The organism is Peribacillus sp. NPDC096448 (genome assembly GCF_044762675.1).
In the GTDB taxonomy this organism is placed as follows: domain Bacteria; phylum Bacillota; class Bacilli; order Bacillales; family DSM-1321; genus Peribacillus; species Peribacillus frigoritolerans_B.
In genome coordinates this window covers 195799-218113 of record NZ_JBIWEU010000001.1, presented here as the reverse complement: position 1 = coordinate 218113, position 22315 = coordinate 195799, and the positions used below count along the sequence as shown (strand labels likewise).

At 43.8% G+C, this 22315-nt stretch carries 23 protein-coding genes and 1 other annotated feature; of the genes, 4 read left to right on the top strand and 19 right to left on the bottom strand.

Annotation, left to right across the window (positions count from 1 at the left end):
* Positions 1 to 1783 (bottom strand): SafA/ExsA family spore coat assembly protein (safA, locus tag ACIQ0C_RS01060; RefSeq protein WP_403056097.1); only part of this gene is annotated, 1783 nt, incomplete at its 3' end.
* Positions 1784 to 2164: 381 nt separating this feature from the next.
* Between safA and ypfJ the strand changes: the two genes are divergently transcribed.
* Positions 2165 to 3010, top strand: coding sequence for a KPN_02809 family neutral zinc metallopeptidase (ypfJ, locus tag ACIQ0C_RS01055; RefSeq protein WP_403056094.1), 846 nt, complete (start codon positions 2165 to 2167; stop codon positions 3008 to 3010).
* Between the two features lie 450 nt (positions 3011 to 3460).
* Here ypfJ and nadA read toward each other — a convergent pair whose 3' ends face one another.
* From nadA to nadB, 3 genes are read right to left on the bottom strand one after another with little or no spacing between them, the layout of a single operon-like run.
* Positions 3461 to 4567 carry a quinolinate synthase NadA gene (gene nadA, locus ACIQ0C_RS01050; protein ID WP_403056091.1) on the bottom strand — a complete coding sequence of 369 codons (1107 nt, stop codon included), beginning with the start codon at positions 4565 to 4567 and terminating at the stop codon, positions 3461 to 3463.
* Positions 4564 to 5415, bottom strand: a complete 852-nt coding sequence (gene nadC / locus ACIQ0C_RS01045) for a carboxylating nicotinate-nucleotide diphosphorylase (protein WP_403056088.1) — start codon at positions 5413 to 5415, stop codon at positions 4564 to 4566. Before nadC ends, nadA begins: the two co-directional genes overlap by 4 nt.
* Positions 5396 to 6976 carry an L-aspartate oxidase gene (nadB, locus tag ACIQ0C_RS01040; RefSeq protein ID WP_403056085.1) on the bottom strand — a complete coding sequence of 527 codons (1581 nt, stop codon included), beginning with the start codon at positions 6974 to 6976 and terminating at the stop codon, positions 5396 to 5398. The genes nadC and nadB overlap by 20 nt, the downstream gene beginning before the upstream one ends.
* Positions 6977 to 7079: 103 nt before the next feature.
* On the opposite strand from nadB, the gene ACIQ0C_RS01035 reads away from it, so the two are divergent.
* Both ACIQ0C_RS01035 and ACIQ0C_RS01030 read left to right on the top strand, forming a co-directional pair.
* A complete protein-coding gene (locus ACIQ0C_RS01035) occupies positions 7080 to 8207 on the top strand; it encodes an IscS subfamily cysteine desulfurase (protein WP_403056082.1) in 1128 nt (375 codons plus the stop codon).
* A gap of 49 nt (positions 8208 to 8256) precedes the next feature.
* Positions 8257 to 8787 carry a transcription repressor NadR gene (locus tag ACIQ0C_RS01030; RefSeq protein ID WP_101222780.1) on the top strand — a complete coding sequence of 177 codons (531 nt, stop codon included), beginning with the start codon at positions 8257 to 8259 and terminating at the stop codon, positions 8785 to 8787.
* Positions 8788 to 8840: 53 nt separating this feature from the next.
* Here the strand turns inward: ACIQ0C_RS01030 and ACIQ0C_RS01025 are convergent, their stop codons facing one another.
* From ACIQ0C_RS01025 to ACIQ0C_RS00975, 11 genes are all read right to left on the bottom strand, one after another.
* Entirely contained in the window at positions 8841 to 9539 is a 699-nt protein-coding gene (locus ACIQ0C_RS01025; protein ID WP_403056079.1) for a DUF6944 family repetitive protein, read from the bottom strand.
* A gap of 263 nt (positions 9540 to 9802) precedes the next feature.
* A complete protein-coding gene (gene pheA, locus ACIQ0C_RS01020; RefSeq protein WP_402835207.1) occupies positions 9803 to 10678 on the bottom strand; it encodes a prephenate dehydratase in 876 nt (291 codons plus the stop codon).
* A gap of 595 nt (positions 10679 to 11273) precedes the next feature.
* The gene (locus ACIQ0C_RS01015) at positions 11274 to 11723 is read right to left on the bottom strand and encodes an ACT domain-containing protein (RefSeq protein WP_402835208.1); all 450 of its coding nucleotides are present in this window, start codon (positions 11721 to 11723) and stop codon (positions 11274 to 11276) included.
* 40 nt (positions 11724 to 11763) lie between these two features.
* Entirely contained in the window at positions 11764 to 13053 is a 1290-nt protein-coding gene (gene obgE, locus ACIQ0C_RS01010; RefSeq protein ID WP_402835209.1) for a GTPase ObgE, read from the bottom strand.
* Positions 13054 to 13101: 48 nt separating this feature from the next.
* Complete coding sequence (locus ACIQ0C_RS01005) at positions 13102 to 13641, bottom strand: Spo0B domain-containing protein (RefSeq protein WP_054400099.1); 540 nt, start codon at positions 13639 to 13641, stop codon at positions 13102 to 13104.
* Positions 13642 to 14178: 537 nt separating this feature from the next.
* Positions 14179 to 14469 (bottom strand): 50S ribosomal protein L27, encoded by a 291-nt coding sequence (gene rpmA / locus ACIQ0C_RS01000; RefSeq protein WP_048688955.1) that lies wholly within the window; start codon positions 14467 to 14469, stop codon positions 14179 to 14181.
* Positions 14470 to 14481: 12 nt separating this feature from the next.
* Positions 14482 to 14814 (bottom strand): ribosomal-processing cysteine protease Prp, encoded by a 333-nt coding sequence (locus ACIQ0C_RS00995; RefSeq protein ID WP_403056075.1) that lies wholly within the window; start codon positions 14812 to 14814, stop codon positions 14482 to 14484.
* Between the two features lie 13 nt (positions 14815 to 14827).
* The gene (rplU, locus tag ACIQ0C_RS00990) at positions 14828 to 15136 is read right to left on the bottom strand and encodes a 50S ribosomal protein L21 (RefSeq protein WP_034308849.1); all 309 of its coding nucleotides are present in this window, start codon (positions 15134 to 15136) and stop codon (positions 14828 to 14830) included.
* Between the two features lie 13 nt (positions 15137 to 15149).
* Positions 15150 to 15233: a sequence feature (ribosomal protein L21 leader region), on the bottom strand.
* A 75-nt stretch (positions 15234 to 15308) separates the two neighbouring features.
* Positions 15309 to 16781 (bottom strand): Rne/Rng family ribonuclease, encoded by a 1473-nt coding sequence (locus tag ACIQ0C_RS00985; RefSeq protein ID WP_403057082.1) that lies wholly within the window; start codon positions 16779 to 16781, stop codon positions 15309 to 15311.
* 42 nt (positions 16782 to 16823) lie between these two features.
* The gene (locus ACIQ0C_RS00980) at positions 16824 to 17690 is read right to left on the bottom strand and encodes a M50 family metallopeptidase (protein ID WP_402835212.1); all 867 of its coding nucleotides are present in this window, start codon (positions 17688 to 17690) and stop codon (positions 16824 to 16826) included.
* Complete coding sequence (locus tag ACIQ0C_RS00975; protein ID WP_403056072.1) at positions 17683 to 18432, bottom strand: peptidoglycan DD-metalloendopeptidase family protein; 750 nt, start codon at positions 18430 to 18432, stop codon at positions 17683 to 17685. The genes ACIQ0C_RS00980 and ACIQ0C_RS00975 overlap by 8 nt, the downstream gene beginning before the upstream one ends.
* A 256-nt stretch (positions 18433 to 18688) precedes the next feature.
* Between ACIQ0C_RS00975 and ACIQ0C_RS00970 the strand changes: the two genes are divergently transcribed.
* Positions 18689 to 19132 carry a S1 domain-containing RNA-binding protein gene (locus tag ACIQ0C_RS00970; protein ID WP_034308861.1) on the top strand — a complete coding sequence of 148 codons (444 nt, stop codon included), beginning with the start codon at positions 18689 to 18691 and terminating at the stop codon, positions 19130 to 19132.
* A 125-nt stretch (positions 19133 to 19257) separates the two neighbouring features.
* On the opposite strand, the gene minD is transcribed toward ACIQ0C_RS00970, so the two are convergent.
* The 4 genes from minD to mreC form a co-directional block, all read right to left on the bottom strand.
* A complete protein-coding gene (minD, locus tag ACIQ0C_RS00965; protein WP_403056069.1) occupies positions 19258 to 20061 on the bottom strand; it encodes a septum site-determining protein MinD in 804 nt (267 codons plus the stop codon).
* Positions 20062 to 20063: 2 nt separating this feature from the next.
* Positions 20064 to 20747, bottom strand: a complete 684-nt coding sequence (minC, locus tag ACIQ0C_RS00960) for a septum site-determining protein MinC (protein WP_063232834.1) — start codon at positions 20745 to 20747, stop codon at positions 20064 to 20066.
* A gap of 116 nt (positions 20748 to 20863) precedes the next feature.
* Positions 20864 to 21382 carry a rod shape-determining protein MreD gene (gene mreD, locus ACIQ0C_RS00955; protein WP_403056066.1) on the bottom strand — a complete coding sequence of 173 codons (519 nt, stop codon included), beginning with the start codon at positions 21380 to 21382 and terminating at the stop codon, positions 20864 to 20866.
* Positions 21379 to 22251, bottom strand: a complete 873-nt coding sequence (gene mreC / locus ACIQ0C_RS00950) for a rod shape-determining protein MreC (RefSeq protein WP_034308869.1) — start codon at positions 22249 to 22251, stop codon at positions 21379 to 21381. Before mreC ends, mreD begins: the two co-directional genes overlap by 4 nt.
* Between the last annotated feature and the right edge of the window lie 64 nt (positions 22252 to 22315).

The following is a 22315-nucleotide window of genomic DNA, read 5'->3' as shown; positions in this document are numbered from 1 at the left end:
TCCACGGTTGACCACCGTTTTGGCCGCCCATCACACCTGGCTGGCCTCCGTTTTGGCCGCCCATCATCATGCCTGGCTGGCCTCCGTTTTGACCGCCTATCATCCACGGTTGACCACCGTTTTGGCCGCCCATCACACCTGGCTGGCCTCCGTTTTGGCCGCCCATCATCATGCCTGGCTGGCCTCCGTTTTGACCGCCCATCATCATACCTGGCTGGCCTCCGTTTTGACCGCCCATCATCATGCCTGGCTGGCCTCCGTTTTGGCCGCCCATCATCATACCTGGCTGGCCTCCGTTTTGACCGCCCATCATCATACCCGGCTGGCCTCCGTTTTGGCCGCCCATCATCATACCTGGCTGACCTCCGTTTTGGCCGCCCATCATCATACCTGGCTGACCTCCGTTTTGGCCGCCCATCATCATGAATCCTTCATCTTGTTGAGGCGATTCTACTGACTCATCATCAAATTGATATTGCATCTCCATTCCCATCTGAGACTCTTTAGGTGACATCCCTGGGACCTGTTGCTGTGATTGAACGGATTGATATTGGTGATAATCCGGATGGTAATGTGCATTGGCATCCATCCCTTGGTTGCCCTGATACTGCCCCTTCACTTCCGGCCCATAAGTTCCAAGTAGCCCCTTATTACAACCGCAATCTTCCTCTTCCTCTTCCTCACCGGCAGTCTGGGAAAAATGCTGAGGGAAGTTTTGATTGTATGAAGGCGATTCGCCTGGTGACTCATAATCTTGTTGCATATATGAACCTGCTTGAAGTTGTTGATTCATCCCTCCATAATAATGGTGCGGAACCGGTGCGGAGGCTTGATATGGATAATATTGCTGGCTTGGTGCATACATGCTCGCCCCTTGGACAAATCCTTGATCCATCATTTGCATGTCAGGAGATTCTTCCCAAATATCAGAGCTCTCTTCCATCATTTGATAATCATGCATTTCCGGAGCTGCCTGATACCCTTGAACGCCTTGGTAAGGGGCTTGCATGCCTTGCATGTGCATATGCGCCCACGGTGGCGGTTGAATGCAATAACCGCTTCCAGGCAGGATTGGCGTTACTGGAATGCAATCATCCTCCGGCTCATCCTGAGCTGGCTGTACAGCTGGCTTTTTCTTCTTCTTTTTAGTGACTGCAGGCTCTTCTTTTTTCTTTGGTAATGGTGGTGGTGCAGGAGGCTTTTGCACACTCATATTGGTCATGTTGACCATATAATAATTATTGACATCGATTTCCGGAATTACCGGCATCGGCACCGGCATTTCTTTTGGAACGACTTTTTGCTTTTCTTTAATGATAGGCTTTGGCTGAACGATCTGCTGCTCTTTTTTTGGTTGTTGAACGATTGGCTGCTCTTTTACAGGCTGTTGAAATTTTGGCTGTTCTTTTACTGGTTGTTGAAATTTTGGCTGTTCTTTTACCGGCTGTTGAAATTTCGGTTGCTCTTTTACAGGCTGTTGAAATTTCGGCTGTTCTTTTACTGCCGGTTTTTGCATAATTTGCTGCTCTTTCATAGGTGCTGGCTGAGCCTGATATGGTTGAATTTGGGATTCTTTCATTCCCTGCTGAATATTCACGTTTGGTTTACCCGTTTCTTTTATTACAGCTCCGGATGTCCCTGGTATTTTAATTTTCATTCCGGGCATCATCATGTCCGGGTTGCTCAATTGCGCGTTAACTTTTTTAAGTTCTTCAAAACTTACGCCGTATTTTTTGGCGAGTTTCCAAAGTGTATCGCCTTTTTGGACTATATGAATTTTCACGCTGTTAACCCCTCCTGTGCATATGTCCATATATTCTATGAAGCAGTGGGTGAAATGCTATTATTTTTATCATGAAAACTTATGCGTGAAAAATGACTTTTATGATTGGATCAATGATTTAGGGACATGGAAGCTACTTTTTTGGAGAAGAAATAAATGATATGACTTCTTCAAAAAGGAAATTCAATTCCATTATTAGATATTGGCCCCATTGCATTCATTCCAAGAAAAGGAGGCAATGGTTTTTTAGTTAGGAAGCCATCATGGTTTGAAACGCTTCTTTCAAGCTTCTGTCTAAACTGAAGGAAATCCGGGTATAAGAAAGTAAATGCCTAAGGCTTTATTCAGGTACTTATCTTACATTCCTGGGGGGAATTCATAATGAAATGGAAAGGTAGACAGGCCAGCTCGAACGTCGAGGACAAAAGAGGCATGACCGGAAAAAGCATGGCCGGAATCGGCGGAGGGGTCGGATTGGCAATTGTCTTGATCGTGACGCTCCTTGGCGGTAATCCAAGTGATTTGCTAGGCAGCTTGAAGCCTACTGAATCGAACAATGGCAGCTCTTATGTCGAAACTGATGAAGAAAAGGAACTTGCGCAGTTCGTATCTGTCGTCCTTGCAGAAACGGAGCAGGTCTGGACAGAAGAATTCCGTAAAAACGGACTCGAATATAAGGAACCTAAGCTTGTCCTGTATTCAGGTAGTGTCGAATCGGCATGCGGGATGGCAGCTTCTTCGGTAGGGCCATTTTATTGTCCTGGTGACATGAAACTATATATTGATCTCAGCTTTTATCAAGAGTTGAAGCAAGAATTCCAGGCACCCGGGGATTTCGCCATGGCTTATGTCATTGCCCACGAAGTAGGACATCATGTTCAGACACTTTTAGGGACAACGGAAAAGGAAATGCCAGATCGATCAAAGGTCGGCGAAACGGAATATAATAGGTATTCTGTCCGTCTTGAATTACAGGCCGATTATTTGGCTGGAGTTTGGGCGCATCATGCCCAAGGAGAGAATTTACTTGAAGAAGGCGATCTTGAGGAAGCCTTGAATGCAGCAAGTGGTGTGGGAGATGACCGTATCCAAAAAAAGGCACAGGGTTACGTGGTTCCAGACAGCTTCACGCACGGTACATCCGAACAGAGAAAACGGTGGTTCAATAAAGGATTTAAATCCGGTGATATGAATGAAGGCAATACATTTAAAGCGAATAGCCTATAAAGGTTCTTAAAACAGTAAAATTTGAACGTTGATTGGAACGTAGGGCACTCGCTTTCCGCAGGCGGTCCGCCCTCGGCGCCCTCGGCGCCTGTGGGGTCTCCCTTGGACACGTTTTCCCGCAGGAGTCTCGTACCTTCCGTTCCTATCAACTGCAATCTTTGACATGACTGCAAGTAAAATCACTTTTCTTTGAATTTGTCTTCAGTCTGAAAGGGGGACAAGCTTCCCAAAACCCTCAACAAACAACGTTCCCGCTGATTTCAGCTATATAAAACAGAAAAAATACATAAGGATAACTACGTCTGGTTTTTAAAATCAAGGAAATAATCCCCGTGATAAATCGTGAAAAGGGATTCGGGATAAGACCATTTCAAACCCCATTAGGTCGACTAACTGGGTGTCTTACCCCTTTTTTCTTATGATCCAAAATCTTTTTTTGAAAGCACTGACTCAAACGCGTTCCAGCATTCTGTTTAAAGCCAGGATGGCATTATCCGCAATGCTCTTCTCCACTTTTATCGGATTGATGATTATACCTTCTTCAATGGATTCAAGCGCCCACAGCAGATGAGGCAGATCAATCCGGTTCATTGTAAGGCATGGACACATATTCGGATTTAGCGAGATGATGTTCTTGTCAGGATTATTGGCGATAAGTCGCTTGACAAGGTTCATTTCCGTGCCGATTGCCCAGGAACTACCTGGTTCTGCTCTTTCGATCATATTTATGATGTACGATGTCGAACCCGCATAATCTGACAGGGCGACTACCTCACGGCGGCATTCGGGATGAACGATGATATTCATTTCAGGCTGCTCCGCTCTAAGCGTTTCAATATTCGCCGTAGTGAAATTTTCATGGACTGAACAATGTCCTTTCCAAAGAAGTACCTTCAGATCTTCCAGTTCCCCTTCATAGATCAATTCATCCTTATGCGGATCCCAAACAGCCATTTCATTCAATGGGATTCCAAGGTCAAAGGCTGTGTTCCTCCCAAGATGCTGATCTGGAAGAAAAAGGATTCTTTCTTTTTGCGAGAGGGCCCACGAGACCATCCCTTGTGCATTGGAAGAAGTCACCGTCGCCCCGCCATTTTTTCCTACAAAAGCTTTGATGGCCGCAGTGGAATTAACATAAGTTAGCGGAAGGATCGTATCACCAAATAAATCCTGAAGCTTTGACCACGCCCGTTCCGTTTGTTCAATATCCGCCATATCCGCCATGGAGCAGCCTGCACGCATGTCAGGAAGGATAACCGTCTGCCCTTCTTCCGTCAAAATATCTGCTGTTTCAGCCATGAAATGCACGCCGCAAAACACGATATAATCCGCTTCGCGATTTTGCGCGGAAAGCTGAGCCAATTGAAGTGAATCCCCCGTTGAATCCGAAAATTGAATGACTTCCTCCCGTTGATAATGATGGCCGGGGATATAAAGACGGTTCCCCAGGCGTTTCTTGATGTCATGGACCCGATTCTCCATCTCTTCCTTTGTCATCGTTTTATACTTTTCAGGCAATGTATTTCCTGCTGTTTTAGCCATCTCCAATATGTTCATTTCAATATCCCCTCACGTTCTTTGACCTTTGCGCTAATATCAAGTGCCCTGACACTGTGCGTCAAGCTGCCCAACGAAATATAATCCACCCCTGTTTCCCGATATGAGGCTAGATTGTCTAAATGGATCCCTCCAGAAGCTTCAGTTATGATGTGGTCGGGAACCAATTTAATCAGTTGCTTGATTTCTTCGGGGCTCCGGTTATCGAACATGATGATATCTGCACCGGCTTCCACTGCTTCAAGCACCTGTTGTGGTGATTCCGTTTCCACTTCCACTTTAGTGGTATGTCCCAGTTTGGATTTTACCGTTTGAACCGCTTTCGTTATCGACCCAGCGAAAGAAATATGGTTGTCCTTTATCATGACTGCATCATACAGACCATTTCGGTGATTGTATGCCCCGCCGGAACGGACGGCATATTTTTCAAGCATCCGCAGTCCTGGTGTAGTTTTCCTCGTATCACAAGCTCTCGTCTTCGTCCCCGCTAAAATCATGGCAGCTTTATGAGCCTGTGTGGCAATGCCGGACATACGCTGCACTAAATTCAAAACAACCCGTTCCCCTTTTAAAAGAGAGGCCATATCACCGGTCATTTTTGCAAGCTGCTGTCCTTCTTCAAAAACTTCGCCTTCTTGAACAAAAACGAAAACTTCGATTTGCTCATCCAACAATGCAAATCCCGTCTTGATGACGTCCCCTCCACTAAAGACCCCGCCTTCTTTTGCGATGAATGTCAAAGTTCCTTGTTCACCTTGATCAAAAATCGTATCACTGGTTACATCGCATTCACCTATATCTTCCATTAAAAATTGTTGCAGCATCTGCTTAAGCTTCAATATATTCATATAGTCGTCTCCCTTGTCGGTTTTTCACATCCGTGCAAGCAAGGATAACCGAATTTTCAAGCCATTGGGTGTCATCTTCACTTGGATAGTCACTGCGGAAATGACCGCCCCTGCTTTCCGTCCTGGTCAATGCGGATTCGGCAATCAGCCACGCCACGATTATGGCATTGATTTTCGTTATTTCTTGTTTCGATAATGTCGTTACTTCCATATGCAGCAATTTTTCGATATTAAAAGTCTCAAGATAATCCTTCAGTCGAGTTAAACCCGCTTCATTTCGAACGATTCCCGCTTCTTTCATTAATTTTTCCTGCAATGTCGTGAAATCAGGTAAAAAGGAAATTTGGCTGGAACTCTTGGACTGGTCTTTTTCTTCCGGTATTGACCTTGCCGGCAATTTAGCAAGGAAACGTCCTAGCGTATTTCCAAAAACCAGTCCTTCGAGAAGGGAGTTGCTTGCCAAACGGTTTGCACCATGTACACCCGTGCATGCCACTTCACCAACTGCATACAAAGAAGGTACTGAGGTTTGCCCCGATTCATCCACTTCAATCCCTCCCATTAGAAAATGGTTTCCAGGAGCAACCGGGATTTTCCCCAATTGAAGGTCCAGTCCGCTTTTTTCACATAATGAGGTCACTGTCGGAAAACGATTTTTAAAATCCTTAATCATCGAAATGTCCAAAAATACCTTTTCACCGCGCTGTATATAAGAAAAAATCGTCTGTGCCACAATATGCCTTGGAGCTAGATCCTTCAAGCTATGGACATCCTCCATGATTGGCTTTCCCATTTCCGTCACTAATCTCGCACCATCCCCGCGAACCGCTTCTGATACCAGACCTTGAGCTTTGCCATTTACAAAAAGCAGGGTCGGATGGAACTGTATGAATTCCATGTCACGAACTTTTGCACCGGCCTTGAATGCAAGTGCGATTCCATCACCTGAAACCGTTTGTGAATTTGAAGTGAAATGGTATAGGGAACCACAGCCGCCTGTTGCCAAAACCGTCTGTTCAGCATGATAGGTTACGAGTTCCCCTGCCTTATCAAGTGTTTTGACACCTATGCAAGAATCATCTTTCCCGATGATCAACTCCACTGCAGTAACATTCTCCATCACAGTAATCGATGATTTTTTCAAGCACCCTATAAGATGTTCCATGATGTACTTTCCGGTAGCATCCCCGTGACTATGGAGGATTCTTCGTTCACTGTGGGCGCCCTCCATGCCAAGCAATAGAGTTCCGTCATGATCATGGTCAAATCGCATACCCGATTCTATAAGTTCAGCTATAACCGAAGGTGCCTCTTCGACGAGTTTTTCCACTGCCTTCACTTTGTTATATCTCTGACCAGCCGTCAGCGTATCTTTTTTATGTAGAGATACTCTGTCACGATCAGATATTGCAGCAGCAATCCCGCCCTGAGCTAAATATGAATTACCATGACGGATATTTGATTTTGTGATGAGTATCACATGCTTATGTTCACTTGCTTCCAATGCCGTTTTCAAGGCAGCAATCCCGCTGCCTATCACGATGATTTCCGCTTTTACCATTATTTCATTCCTCCTGTTTATGACAGGTGTCTTGACAACTATATTTACATATTATTAAACTATTATCAAGAGTTTTTTAAGATTAAAGGATGGAAGTGATTTCTTGATTTATTTGGATTACGCCGCTACAACCCCGATTGATGAGGAGGCTCTCGACGTATTCAGTCAAGCATCCCGGAAGTTTTTCGGGAATGCGAGCAGTTTGCATGATATTGGCTCTGAAGCGGCACGTTTATTGGATATGTCACGGCAGCAACTCGCAGAAATGCTGAACATAAAAAAGGAAGGAATCATCTTTACGAGCGGCGGATCAGAAAGCAACATGCTTGCGATAGATACATTCATCGCTTCGAAACCATCCTGGCAGAACCACTTGATTGTAAGCAAAACTGAACATGCATCTCTTGCCAATTGCGTGGCGAAGCTTGAACAAGATGGCTTCGAGGTTACCTATTTACGGCATTTGGAAGATGGCCGTGTTGATATTGAACATCTGCAGGAAAGCATGTCGGAGAAAACATGCTTAGTCATTGTGCAACATGTGAATTCGGAAATCGGGGTCATTCAACCGATTGAGCAAATAAGTGAAATCGTTCGAAAAAAACAGGCTTTTTTTCATGTGGATTGTGTTCAATCATTTGCTAAATTACCGCTTGGCAAGATAGCCGCCTCATGTGATGGACTATCCGTTTCCAGTCATAAAGTTTATGGTCCAAAAGGGACTGGGGCCGTCATTTTCCCGGCCATCCATCAGTTGAAGGCTTCTGTACCCAATATCACTCATGAATATGGTTTCCGACCAGGAACAGTGGACGTCCCTGGAATAGCTTCCTTCGTAACCGCTGCTAAGAAATTGGGCGATATCATGGAAGATGAACGAAAACGGATTTCCGCACTTAGGATGCAATTGATTCAACGGCTGACGGAAAGGAAAATCAATTTTCAAATCATCGAAGCAAAAAGCGAGCAATTGCCTCACATTCTGGCTCTGACCTTCGCTGGATTGCAAGGACAGTACATCATGCTGGAATTAAACCAGAAAGGATTCGCCGTTTCGACGGGAAGCGCCTGTCAAATCGGCAAACAAGATCCTTCAAAAACGATGATGGCCATTGGAAAAAGCGAAGATGAAGCCCATCAATTCGTCCGCTTTTCCTTTGGCAAAAACACGACGGCCGACGACATCCACAAGTTGGCGGACTGCATCGAAGGAATAGTTGCCATTCGATAAAACCCTCCAATCTATGTTAGAATGTTTGTAATTAAAGAGGTGAATGTTTATGGAAAGAAAGAAATTACTTGGGGAAGAAAGACGGACGAAACTCTTACATTTATTGCAAACAAGCGCAGAGCCTGTAACAGGCAGCGAGCTTTCGCAGATAACGAATGTAAGCCGGCAGGTTATCGTTGGTGACATAACCCTTCTGAAAGCGCGGAATGAACCTATCATTGCCACAAGCCAAGGCTATCTTTACTTACAAACGGGGAGCACGCAAAAGCCGGAAAGGATCATTGCTTGCCAACACGATCCTTCCCGGACCCAAGAAGAACTATATTTACTAGTGGATATCGGCATCACGGTGAAAGATGTCAAAATCGAGCACCCCGTATACGGTGACCTGACCGCTTCCATCATGGTCAGCAGCCGTAAAGAGGTCCAGCAATTCCTTTCAAGGGTGACGGCAACGAATGCATCGTTTTTATCGGAACTAACGAGCGGCATTCATCTCCATACACTGAGCGCATCATCCGAAGAACTGCTCGACGAAGCGGAGTGTGCTTTGAGGGATGCCGGCATTTTAGTCGATTGAATGAACGAAAAATCCTCAAAAGCCAACTCTTTTGAGGATTTTTTTATTGGCCCTCATGCTGACTCATCATTGGAATTGCTTTCATTCGAGCTGCCATCCCCGGAGTCTTCATCTTCGTTACTTCTCAACTGCCCAATAAGACTAATGACGGAACCGACCGCCTGTACCCAGCCTCCCATCACTTGGATTAGCTCAGCATCAGATTGCTTCTCTTCCAAATAAGGATATTGATATTTTTGCAGTTCCTGCTCCTTATCTTGTTCTTCTTGTTCTTGATCCTTTTCTTGGTCTTTTTCTAGAATGCTATTTTTAAGTTCGGCAATTCCACCTATCGCTTGCATCGAATTCCCAATCGCCTGCAACAAATTCCCCGTAGCATTGAAGGCCTGCTCCGGTTCATCCGGATTTTCGTATGCCCCCGCCAAAGCGGTTCCACCGCCCAACGCTTGAATCAGATTGCCTTTGATGATTAATTCCTGTTTCGTTATTTCATCAAAATCAATGACTAAGCCTAAGATAACAGTCGAATTCCCGATCGCCTGTATTATATTGCCGAATTTATCCAGAGACCAGGTTTCTTCCGCGTCCGCCAATAAGGCATTTCCTGTTGCTTGAAGTTCATTTCCAATCAAATCCAAGTTCTTACGAAATTCTTCGTCCAAGACATTGGATGGTGTACCAGCAACAGCTGAAATGACGGTTCCTATCGCTTGAGTCCAAGAACCGAAAGTTTCTTTGAATTGACTATCCATCTCTGCTGACCACCACCCTCTCTCTGCATTTTTGATTAAAAAGATGCATCCACTGAATCAGTCCAAAATCATTCTGCCTATTTCTATATTTCATAAAATGACAGCCAACCATTTTAGGAACTTGTACTTAATGGAAATACAAACCTTAACGAAAACTCACAAAAAAAAATGCCCCGGAAAAACTTCCGGGGCACCTTCGTATTCATTGGATAAAACTCAGCCGATGTTGTACCTTATCATTTTTGATAAAATTTCTCAAATGATTATCGTTGCGGTACACCAGTTTGTACTTTAAAGCATGAATAGCTTCCCATGATCGAAACCGTACATCCTAAGGCCTCGAGCTCAGAGATTGCTCCTGGGATGAGGACATCGTCAAGGGACATTTCTATGTCGATGATGAAAAAGTAATTGCCTAATCCTGTTTTCATGGGTCTTGATTCAATCTTGGAAAGGTTAAGTTTCCTCCAGGAAAACGCGGAAAGCACTTGGTGCAGCTGCCCTGAGTGGTCGGCAGGCAGCTGAATCATCAAGGTCGTTTTCTTATCCCCTTCAACGGTCAAATGCCCTTCATAGTCGACTTCACTGTTGGATACGACGATAAACTTGGTATGATTATGCTCGTAATCGTGAATATTATGTTTTGCAATCGTCAAACCGTACACCTCTGCAGCCATATCATTTGCAATTGCAGCAATATTGATATCGGGATTCTCCATCACCATCTTCGCAGCGGCTGCTGTGGATGTGACATACTCATACGGAATGCCCCTTAGCTCATTATGTAGAAATTTGCGGCATTGAGCGATGGCATGGGAATGCGAATAAACCATGTCAGGTTTGAAACCAGGATATGCATGATCCGGATGCACCATATAATGCTGTTGGATTGGAATCGTCACTTCGCCTTTCATCGGCAATGTGACTTCATGGACTAAGTAATCCATCGTTATATTTACCGAACCCTCCAAAGCATTCTCGATCGGCACGAGCGCGTGATTCACTTCCCCGTCCCGAACGGCATCGAGGCAATCCGGAATCGTGTTCATCGGTATTTTTATATCATTAGGAAATAGTCGCGATACAGCTAAATCCGTGAACGTTGCTTTTGGTCCAAGAAATGCAATTTTTGATGTCATATTATAAACTCCTTTTCACGGAAAATCTATTGTTTATGTTATGCCATTTTCTGATTTTTTACAATAGTTAATCGGTAATTTCCTCTTACAAATGAAAACAGCCTGAAGACAAACCCGATAGTAAATGAGTTTGTCTTCAGGCTGTTTTAGGTTTTTAAACTTTGACCGTTGATTTCCGCTCCAGGCACTCGCATTCCGCGGGCTCCCTTGGACGCACTTTTCCCGCAGGAGTCTCGTACCTTACGTTCCAATCAACTTTGTCTATTCAGCGAGATCAACTTGAAATGATTACTAGGACCAGTTGGTCTTTAGGTTACGGTTTCCATGATAAGTGCCTCACTTCTCAACGTTCGGCAAAGTGACCTCTGTTTGAACAGATTTTCTATCGTATCTTAATGATAGCTTCCGGATTATTTCGCGGTGCCACTCGTCCCCAACACCAATCCATTACGGTCTGCGCCGGAAGAAACGAACAGGCAAACTGTTTTGTTTGTTCACCTTTCACATTGCAGCCACTCTCAGGATCAATTAGACCAATTCGAAACCTTTTGTCTATAGACTGACAGCCTGTACATGTGAAATGTACAGGCTGTTTTCATGCGCCGTTACCAATGATTTCGACTTTTTCGACGAACTCCATTTTACGCAGTTTAGTAAGCAAATCATCAATATCCATCGTCATCCCACCCGTATTCAGGGATAGGGTGACATTTGCACGTCCCTGTAAAGGAATCGTTTGGTGGATGGTCATGATGTTGCAACCGGATGAGGCGACGAGCCGTAAGAGCTCCGATAGAGTACCAGAACGATCTTCGAGATAGAAGAACAGTGTAATCAGCTTTTCCTTAACAACTGTATGAAACGGAAAAACCGTGTCACGGTATTTGTAAAAAGCACTCCTGCTTAGGTCCACTCGCTGTACCGCTTCCCAAACTGATTCTGCTTTTCCCCGTTCAATCATTTCTTTTGCTTCCAGTGTTTTTTTCATCGCTTCGGGAAGGACATCCTCTCGAACGAGGAAAAATTTCTGATCGGCCTTATTCAAACTCCGCACGCCTCCTTATGCCTGCCATCATGGTTTACAATCAATCAACAAATTCAAATTCATATTCAAGGATACGGACGATATCGCCATTTGTCGCACCTTTTTGGCGAAGGCCTTCGTCGACTCCGAATGAACGAAGCTGTCTCGCGAAACGACGTACGGACTCTTCACGGGTGAAGTCAGTCATCTTGAATAGACGCTCGATCTTGAATCCTGATACGGCAAAGCTGCCATCGGATTCGCGTTCAATGTTAAATTCATCAGACTGTGATGTATGTTTATATAGAACCCGATGGATTCCAGTATTCTCTTCTTCATGATCAAGAGGGAACTCAGGCGTTTCTTCGATTTTATCAGCAATTGCATAAAGAAGCTCACGGATCCCTTCACGCGTCACGGCAGAAATCGGGAAGACCGGATAGTCTTCTTCCAGCTTTTCTTTGAATGCAGCTAAGTTATCTGCTGAGTCCGGCATATCCATTTTACTTGCAACAATGATTTGCGGACGTTCAGTCAAGCGCAGGTTATACTCTTCCAATTCTTTATTGATTGTTTGGTAGTCTTCATAAGGGTCCCGGCCTTCGAGACCAGACATATCGATTACATGAATGATTACCCTCGTTCTTTCAATATGGCGCAGGAATTGATGTCCAAGTCCCACTCCTTCTGAAGCACCTTCGATCAGACCAGGTAAATCGGCCATGACGAAGCTTCGGTGATCTTCCGTTTCCACCATTCCGAGGTTCGGTACGATCGTCGTAAAATGATATTCGGCAATTTTAGGTCTTGCTGCGGATACGACGGATAGCAAAGTGGATTTCCCTACACTTGGGAAACCAACCAAACCGACATCAGCCAACAGTTTCAATTCCATGATGATATCGCGTTCTTGGCCTGGTTCGCCATTCTCCGCGATTTCAGGTGCAGGATTGGCAGGCGTGGCAAAACGGGAATTTCCCCGGCCTCCGCGGCCACCTTTGGCGATAATGGCGCGTTGCCCGTGCTCAACTAAATCAGCAATGACTTCCTTTGTTTTATCATCAATGACAACGGTGCCAGGTGGAACCTTGATGACCATATCCTTTGCAGCAGCACCATGCATGTTTTTGGACATGCCATGCTCTCCGCGAGGTGCCTTAAAGTGACGTTGATAACGGAAATCCATTAATGTACGCAAGCCCTCTTCCACTTCAAACACGACATTGGCCCCATTACCGCCATCTCCGCCAGCAGGCCCGCCTTTAGGTATGAATTTCTCACGACGATAAGCAACTATCCCGTTACCACCGTCTCCGCCTTTTACATAGACTTTCGTTTGATCGACAAACATGCTATCACTTCCTTGTTTTCTGCAAGTCAATTCTTGCTGTATACTTCTCTAAAAGTTAATATCCATCTTAAAAAATATTTCATCCTCATTACATTCAAGAATTTCAATTGATTGCTCAGCCGTTAATGAACTTTCCAAAAACTCGATCACTGGGGATTGATCAATGAACCTGCCTTGCATATGAAATGTACAGTGCATATCGCTCACTTCTTTTTTACACATAGAAACAGCCAGTATATTTTCAAAAAACGGATCCAGGTTTTTATCCAGAATTTTGAAGAAATCGTTAGTCCAGCGATACATCAGCCCGTCCATCTCGGTTGAGCCTTCAAAAACATCAATGATTTCATATTCGCAATAAAATGATCCATTATTCCAATTCGACGTCAACAACATCTCGGTGAACTTAGGTAAATTCAAACTGGAGAGTCGTGCTTCATTCTGGGTTTCAACAATGATTTCATCAATGATGCCCTTGACACGATCAATTCTGTTCAACTCCAGATTCCCTTTGATGATTTGAATTTTATTCAGCCAGTCATGCCTGGTTTGACGCAGAGTTTCAATAGTCGTCCAATTTTTATCCATTATTAACACCTTCAATTATGATAAAGAAACTTTTTTCAGCTCTATCATGTTGAATACTTCCATTTGTACAGTATATCAAAAAAACAACAAACAGGAAATGAAGCTCGATTCACATGCCTTCACATGAAAGCCCCCGTCCAAAAAATACAGCCGCACACCCTGAGTTCTTTGGACGATGGTAGAGCCATTTGAACTAAAAAAGAGAATGGGCCTTATTTATGCACCAATTGGAGATATTATAGTTGAATTGGAGTGTCTATTTGGTTTAACCAAATCGGATGGATGAGTAATCTTGGATTTCCCCCCTGAAAGTATAAGAAAGCCCGCCTATTGGCGAGCCTTTTGTAAGTCAGAGGTTGTTTTCCCTATACTAATGACTAAAGTCTCCTGCAAAATGCTGGTTCGTTCTATAGTATAAATAAAGGGCCGGACCCCTTCATCACTATATAGCATACCATTATTAAAAATGACGCGGTATATAGTGTCTTGTAGAAGGAATCAGACCCTTTTGAGTCAGCCTCTGTTCAAAGATGCCAATTATGCTTCTTGTGCAACTGGATATACGCTTACTTTTTTACGGTCACGTCCGAAACGTTCGAATTTAACAACACCGTCTACTTTAGCGTATAGAGTATCGTCTCCACCACGGCCTACGTTCTCACCAGGATAGATTTTTGTTCCGCGTTGACGGTAAAGGATAGAACCACCAGATACGAATTGACCATCTGCACGTTTAGCGCCAAGACGCTTGGAGATTGAGTCACGTCCGTTCTTTGTAGAACCTACTCCTTTTTTCGAAGCGAAGAACTGAAGATCTAATCTTAACATTTGTTCCACCTCCTATTGGTTGAGGATAATTTTCATGTATTTACCATAATCACGTTCGATGGTTTGCAGCGATATGAGCATTCCGTTCAAAAGCAGCTGAACCTTCTCTTCCGATTCCGGCGAAAGATTCCCCGGAATGACGCAGCGAAGATAGCCGCCTTCTCTCCCTTGCTCAATCTCAGGCTCTACGTCCGTTAAGGACAAGATTGCATTGACTGCCCCGAAGGAAACAGCCGATACACCTGCACAAACGATATCAGAACCTTTTTTAGCAAAATTAGCATGTCCGCTTAAGGTGAACGAAGTAATCCGTTCCTGCGGAGCATCAAATACAACTTTGATCATCTAGAATCAGCCCTTACGCGTTGATTGCTTCGATAACAACTTTAGTGTATGGTTGACGATGACCTTGTTTTTTACGATTGTTTTTCTTCGCTTTGTATTTGAAAACAGTGATTTTCTTTTGCTTACCTTGTTTTTCGACAGTACCTGTTACAGTAGCGCCTTCAACTAGTGGAGCACCGACCTTCACGTCTTCGCCACCTACGAATAAAACTTTGTCAAATGTAACAGTTTCGCCTGCTTCTGCGTTTAATTTTTCAATGTAAACCGCTTCGCCAGCTGCTACTTTAATTTGTTTACCGCCAGTTTCGATAATTGCGTACATACTTGCACCTCCTTAAATGTCTCAGACTCGCCAATCACAGGCGTTTTACCGGAAAGGCAAAAGCTTAGGACCTGATGTTGAGCGGTTGTAGCACGGGTGCTACAAACATAACATTAAAATCCTAACATGAAACAGGAAAGGCTGTCAATATATTTATAAGAATTCCCTCTCTTCACTGAAAAGCCCGCCCGATTTCCTGAATGCTTCCGAATCGCTTGATTGAATAGGCATTCGTCGAACCTGGGATTAAAGACAGGAATATCTTTTTAGCGATCAATTCCTCCAATGTCGGCCGATATGTTTCCTTTTCACCAAGCAGTACTTCCGCCACCGCTTTACTGACCTCCACCCAGACCGCTTCATCATCCGTCTTCCTGTGTTCCAGCAGTTCACGTTCCAACCGGAAGGCCACCGTTTCCGGGCTCTCGATTTTACCGCTTCCACTGCACACAGGGCAAGGCACCGTCGTCATTTCACTTAAAGATGGGGAGGTTCGCTTTCTCGTCATTTGTAAAATGCCCAGTTCCGTAAAGCCGATGACCTGGATCCGCTTCTCATCCCTCACCGCTTCCTTTTTAACGATTTCAATGATTTCCTGCTCATGCCGTGAGCTATCCATATTGATGAAATCTATCAAGATGATTCCGCTGATATTCCTCAATCTCAGTTGACGGGCTACCTCTTTCGCCGCAGCCTGATTAACCGCAAACAAGGTTGCTTCCTTCGCCACCTTGCCGGTGAACTTACCTGAATTGACATCGATTACGGTGAAAGCTTCCGTTTCTTCAAAAATTAAATATCCGCCATTCTCAAGCCAAACGATTTTCTTGGCCATTTTCTCAACTTGCGCTTCCACATTCCATTCGGAAAAAATATTCTTCGGACCAGGTATATGGGATATTTCCCACTCCTTACGGTTTTCCTGTATCCACTTTTTCAACTCCCGATAAGCTTCGAAATCATCGATGGCAAGTTCCCCGGTCGCCGTTCCCGACATTTCGGAAATGATCATGTCAAGGTATGCGTCCCTCTCATAGAGAAGGGACGGGGCCTTGAGGGACGAAGCCTTGACTTCAAGCCCTTTATGAAGCTCCCGCAATCCAGTTAACCTGTCAAGGAATACCGATTCACTTTCGTTCTCCATCGAAGTGCGGACAATCAATCCCTCATCAGGATTTTTATGTTGCAAAGCCGTTTCCCGCCACTGCTTCTGAAGATCATCGTTTTTGAATTTCTTTGAAACACCAACATAATCTATTCCATGTATGTATACGAGGGAATCTGTTGAAAACTCGATCAACCCAGTCAATTTAGCCCCTTTTGTGCCCGTTTCATCCCGAGTCACCTGCACAAGCAGCTTTTCTCCCTGACGGACAAATTGACTGATGGATGCTTTCCCATCACTTTTTTTTGTAAGCTGGAAAGAGGGAATCTCGTCACGGTGTAAAAAACCATTCTTCTCTGCACCATAATCAATGAAGACGGCATCCATTCCCGGTAACACCTTCGTCACTTTCCCAAGATAAATATTACCGACCGTACTGCGCTTTTGAGGCGGCATGATTTCAAGTTTACGTAAAACACCATTCTCAAGTACGGCCACTCTTTTTTCGCGTGAAGCTAGGTTCGCGATCATTTTTTTCATCAAAAAAAATCCTCTCCTCAATTTGAAGAAAGGATAACATATTTAATAAGAATATAATAGGTCGCCGATTTTCCCGTTTGTCATTTTCTCTGAAAAATAGGCGTGAAGAATTTCCGTTTCATCCAACGAGCCGCTCTCTTTCCCGTTTTTCATGATGATGACGGGGTGTTTACAACCGCGTTGAAACAGTTCTAGCACTTTATAAATCGGTTCTTGTGAATCCACCGATATCGGCTTAAGTTTCGCCAAATCATTCGTATGCCCGTAATGGCGCTGTAAAAGAAAGCGGATGAACGCATAATACCTCTGCCGCCATTCCATGACGAGTGAGAGACATATGAAAAAGGTGATGAGCCAGATGTTCAAATTGAGCGGATCCAGAATGATCCAGGTCAAAAAAGCCAGGACAGCGAATACTGCAGAAAAGTGAAGTGTATGTTTCTGCGCTTCCAAAAAGGTGCAGTATAGGGATACACCGATGAATAACAGCCGTCCTCCGTCCAAGGGCCAAATTGGCAGCAGATTAAAAACCAGCAGCATAAGATTCATATACAAAAAGGGCTGATACAGCTCATAGGGGATAATAGTAAAGAAATAGAGCAAAAAAGCTGCACCAATAAGCCAAACATGTTGAAGCGGACCGGCAAGCACCACCGCCAAATCCTCCTTCAAACTCTTATTTCCGTACTCCTCAGTCTCGACAGCCCCGCCAAAAGGAAGCAGCTGGATTGACTTTATCCGCCATTTGAAGTGCTGGGCACAGACAGCATGCCCCATTTCATGAATGAAGACGATGAGCAGCAGCATCATCATTTCAACGAAATGGGCAGTGAGGATGGCGATTCCAATGACAAACCACAATGTCGGGTGCACCCTGATTTTAAACAGTAATTTCCCATATTCACTCAAATGAAATCACCTTTTTAGGATCGACGAAAGCATCATTTTCTTTTATCGCTAAATAAAATCTGCCCTTGGATCCATCTTCACTTAGTGTAACCTGTCCGACTTCATTGCCCTTTTTAACGAACTCATACAATTTCACATCAATTCCTTCCAGCTGCCCATACCAAGATTCGCTTTTATTGGCATGCTGAATGACGACAGTCTTTCCGATCCCCTCCTTTTCACCGGCAAAAATGACTACCCCTTCATTGACCGCCTCGACCTTTGAGCCTTTGCTCGTTTCCAATATGATTCCCTCACCGTTCGTCTCGAAGGTTTGGGTAATCTTTGCAGAGGCAGGCATTGCATATTCTTCATTCGAATCAACAGTTTCCGTATCGGCATCATTCGGTAAAAAAGCGATTGGTTTACCAAACGCACTTTCATACCAGTTGGAGATTGAAGCGAACTGAAATTCCTTGTTCATGTTCTCCGTGACAAAACTTCTGGCAGGTTCCAGCCGCACAGAAGGGTGTTTGAACATCACCGCGACAATCAGGAACAGGCATACACTGGCAAGGATTTTAAAGAAAAAATATTCTTTCTTGAAGAGCGGATGATCTTTCTCGGAATACCCGTTATATGAATCAATCCCATATGGTTCCTCATTGTTGATCTCCGTCCAACTGCTGCTTCCTGCCGGCTTATCATTAAACTTGCGTCTCTTGGCGATACGATTTCGGATATCTTTCCTGCGATCATCCATTCCAGATTCCCCCCCTGCTCATGTCAAAGCGCTATATTACAACGTATGAGCAACTTGTCCAGACTATGACGGAGAAAAGATTTTCTTTCTGCACATCCTGAAAAAATTTTTCCCAATGAAAATCATCCGGAAACTTATGGATTTCCAAGGAAATTCGGGTATCGATTCAGAAATTCGAATAATTGAGATTGATATTGTTCCCCTGAATTTGTTATAATAAAGTGGTTTTAACATTATTGAGGGGGAACATTTTTTTATGTCAATCGAAATAGGCAGCAAAGTACAAGGTAAAGTAACAGGTATCACTAATTTTGGAGCATTCGTAGAATTACCAGGAGGCTCAACAGGTCTTGTGCATATCAGTGAGGTAGCAGATAGCTATGTAAAAGACGTAAATGACCATCTTAAAGTAGGCGACCAAATTGAAGTAAAAGTGATTAGTGAGAAAGACGGAAAAACTGCCTTGTCCATCAAAAAGGCTATAGATAGACCCGAAGGGCAAACCTCTTCTTATACCAAACGCCCACCACGCCAAGGGGATAGCCGTTCTAAAGATTTTCGTTCAAAAGGTAATTTCCAACCAAAGGAAAATTTCGAAGATAAAATGGTTCGCTTTTTAAAGACTAGTGAAGAAAATTTATCGACTCTTAAACGCAGCACTGAATCAAAACGCGGCGGCAGAGGCGGAAGACGCGGATAACCCGCTGCATTTTAGCATTATAGAACAGGCAAGCCGGCATACGGCTTGCCTTTTTTATTTACATCGCACAGCATAAAAAAAGCGAGGCATCGAATGCTCCCCGCTTCTTGATATGGTATATAGATTTACCGCACGCTAAAGAATTTTTTCAATTTGGACATGAAGCCCTTTGGTTCGCTGCCAATTGGAGTCAAGGGCACAGATTCACCAAGGATCCTTCTGGCAATGTTCCGATAGGCAAGCGAGACTCTATTGTCCGGATTATAGGCAATGGGTTCCTTTTTATTCGCTGCCACAATGACCTGGTCATCATCAGGAATGACTCCGATCAAATCAATCTTAAGAAAATCGGTAACTCCATCGATATCCATTTCTTCATCCTCATGAAGCAAATGGCCGCGTATCCGGTTGATGATCAATTGAGGCGGTTCAATATGCTCTTCTTTTTCAAGCAGGCCAATAATACGGTCAGCATCCCTTACAGCCGGTCTCTCTGCAGTCGTAACGATGATCGCCTTGTCTGCCCCAGCTATGGCATTCCTGAAGCCCTGTTCAATGCCTGCAGGGCAATCAATGATGACATAATCATAGTCAGGCTTCATATCGCTTATGAGTTTCCTCATCTGCTCTTCATTCACTACTGTTTTATCACTATTTTGCGGAGCTGGAAGCAGATAAAGTAAATCCTCGAAATGTTTATCTTTAATGAGCGCCTGGTGTATTTTACAGCGCCCTTCGACCACATCGACCAAATCATAGATGATGCGATTCTCCAATCCCATGATCACATCCAAATTCCGAAGACCAATATCCGTATCAATCAAGCAAACCTTTTTGCCTAGAAGAGCTAAAGATGTTCCTAAATTGGCGGAGGTGGTCGTTTTCCCGACACCACCCTTACCGGATGTTATAACTATTGCCTCTCCCACGATTAGAGACCCCCTTCTAATCTATTTAAATTAGGTCTATATTTCTTTAAAACTTGCAGTTTTTCTATAATGATATTTTCTTCTTCATCCATGAAGGCACATTCCAAGTCATGTCCCCATTTTGTATATTGGTCAGGAGATAAATTCACTTGTCCGGCAATGCGCAGCTGGGCAGGTTTCATGACAGAGGCAGCTATGATGGCTTCATTATTCCCTTTATATCCGGCATGGGCTATTCCCTTTAGCTGTCCCATGATATATATGTTGCCACCCGCACGAACCGTTCCGTCGGGATTGACATCCCCAATTAAAAGCAAGTCACCTGGAACTTCAAAAACCTGTCCCGACCTTATCACCTTGGTCACGGTCGTCACTTGGTTTTCATCTTTCCATCGTTTCGCTTCATCCTTCGTCAGGACATTCGAAATCATCTCATCTACGAAAAGCTTCTTCTTTTTATGGATGACCTCTTTAATCTTTTCTTCTTGTTGTTCATCAAGATAGCGGTTCCCTGTATGTACTTTTACGGAAATGGACGGGTCATTTTCTTGAAACTGATAGTTTGCCGAAAGCTTCACTTCTAACTCTTTCAATAATTCGGAAAATGAGCAAGAATCATCGAGATGAAGCATAAACCCGTCTTTTGTTCCCTTAATCATGACATTTTGCTGAATTCTTTTATTCATGACGTTTGTTTCACCTCAATGAAATATAATTCGACACAGGAAAACAAATTTCCTTTTTCTACGTACACGGAAAAGAGAAAATACATTTCCCACCTGCTTCTTAAGATACAGGGACGTTATTCCGTTTCTCCTTGCAAATCAAGCATTTCAATCATTCTCTTTAAAGGATAGCAGCTGATAATAATGAATGCGAGATTCAATAATAAGGTCGGGATCAATCTCCGTTCCGCAAATTCACCAAATCCCATATCTGCAAATGACAGGATGATATTCATCTGAAAGATGACAACCTCTAAAACTGCCGTGGATAAAAGGGCAGTAAGGCAGGCAACCAAAATATTATTTTGCAGGATCTTCATGCTTTTCGATATCAGATAGGCAAGAAAAGGCAGCAGGAACATGTAAATTCCAAGGATTTCCGTATATACGACATCATAAGTCAACCCAAGAATCGCCCCATAAAGCATACCCATTTTCCTGGACCCGTACATGGTCAGGAAAAAAACGAATATCATCATGAAATGGGGCACGAGGATTTTGTCGGTCCCGAATGCATCTCCAGCGAACATCTGGGCGAAGATGCTTTCAAAAACAAAAAAAACCAAGGCTATAAAAGAAAGGATGAAATATCTCACTCAGCTTCATCCTCCCCTTCACTTTCTTTCGGTACACCGTCCACTTCGCGCTGAACGACCATGACATTATTAATATCATAAAAATCCGTCGAAGGTTCAATATATGCAGTCTGGTTCAATCCATATTGATCCACTTTGACATCGACAACTTTCCCGATCAGCAGACCTTTAGGAAAGATTCCTCCATAACCGGATGTGATGACCAATGAATTTTTCTTGATCTTTTTATCATATGGAATCCGTTTCATCAGCAAAAGGTTCTTCTTATCATCAAACCCTTCAATCAAGCCATATGCTTTATCATCACCTTGAACGATGGCCGAGACACGGTTGGCTTTGTCGATCGAACTTAAAAGTTGAACCGAGGCCGTGAAATCCGTCGCTGATTTCACCTTACCGACTAACCCATTGGACGTTATGACAGCCATGTTTTTTTCTACCCCATTACGCTTCCCTTTATTGATCGTCAGCATTTCATGCCAGCGGTCGGGATTACGCCCAATGACCGTCGCCTGAGTGGGCGAATACTTCCGCAGGTCATCTTCTTTTTTGAGGTTATCGCGAAGTTCTTCATTTTCTTCCTTTAAATCTTGGACTTGGGTTTTCAATAATACATATTCATCCAAGCGGGCTTTCAATTTTTTGTTTTCATCGTATGTATGTTGAAGGTCTTTTAAGCCCCCTACAAAACCTGTTATACCCGATACTGGCTTATTAAACACATTTCCGACCCAGCCTGTCGTATCTTTCAGGAATTGCTCCGGCCAGGTCAACTCTTCTCTCTCCCTTAATGAAAAACCGATCAATGCCACGAGAACGATAATACTAACGAGCAAGAGAAGGAGCTTTTTATTAAAAAACTGTGGCATGGTGTTTACACCTCTATCTAAAAATTTACTCTATGGATTTAATTAAACAGCAAAACATAAGAAA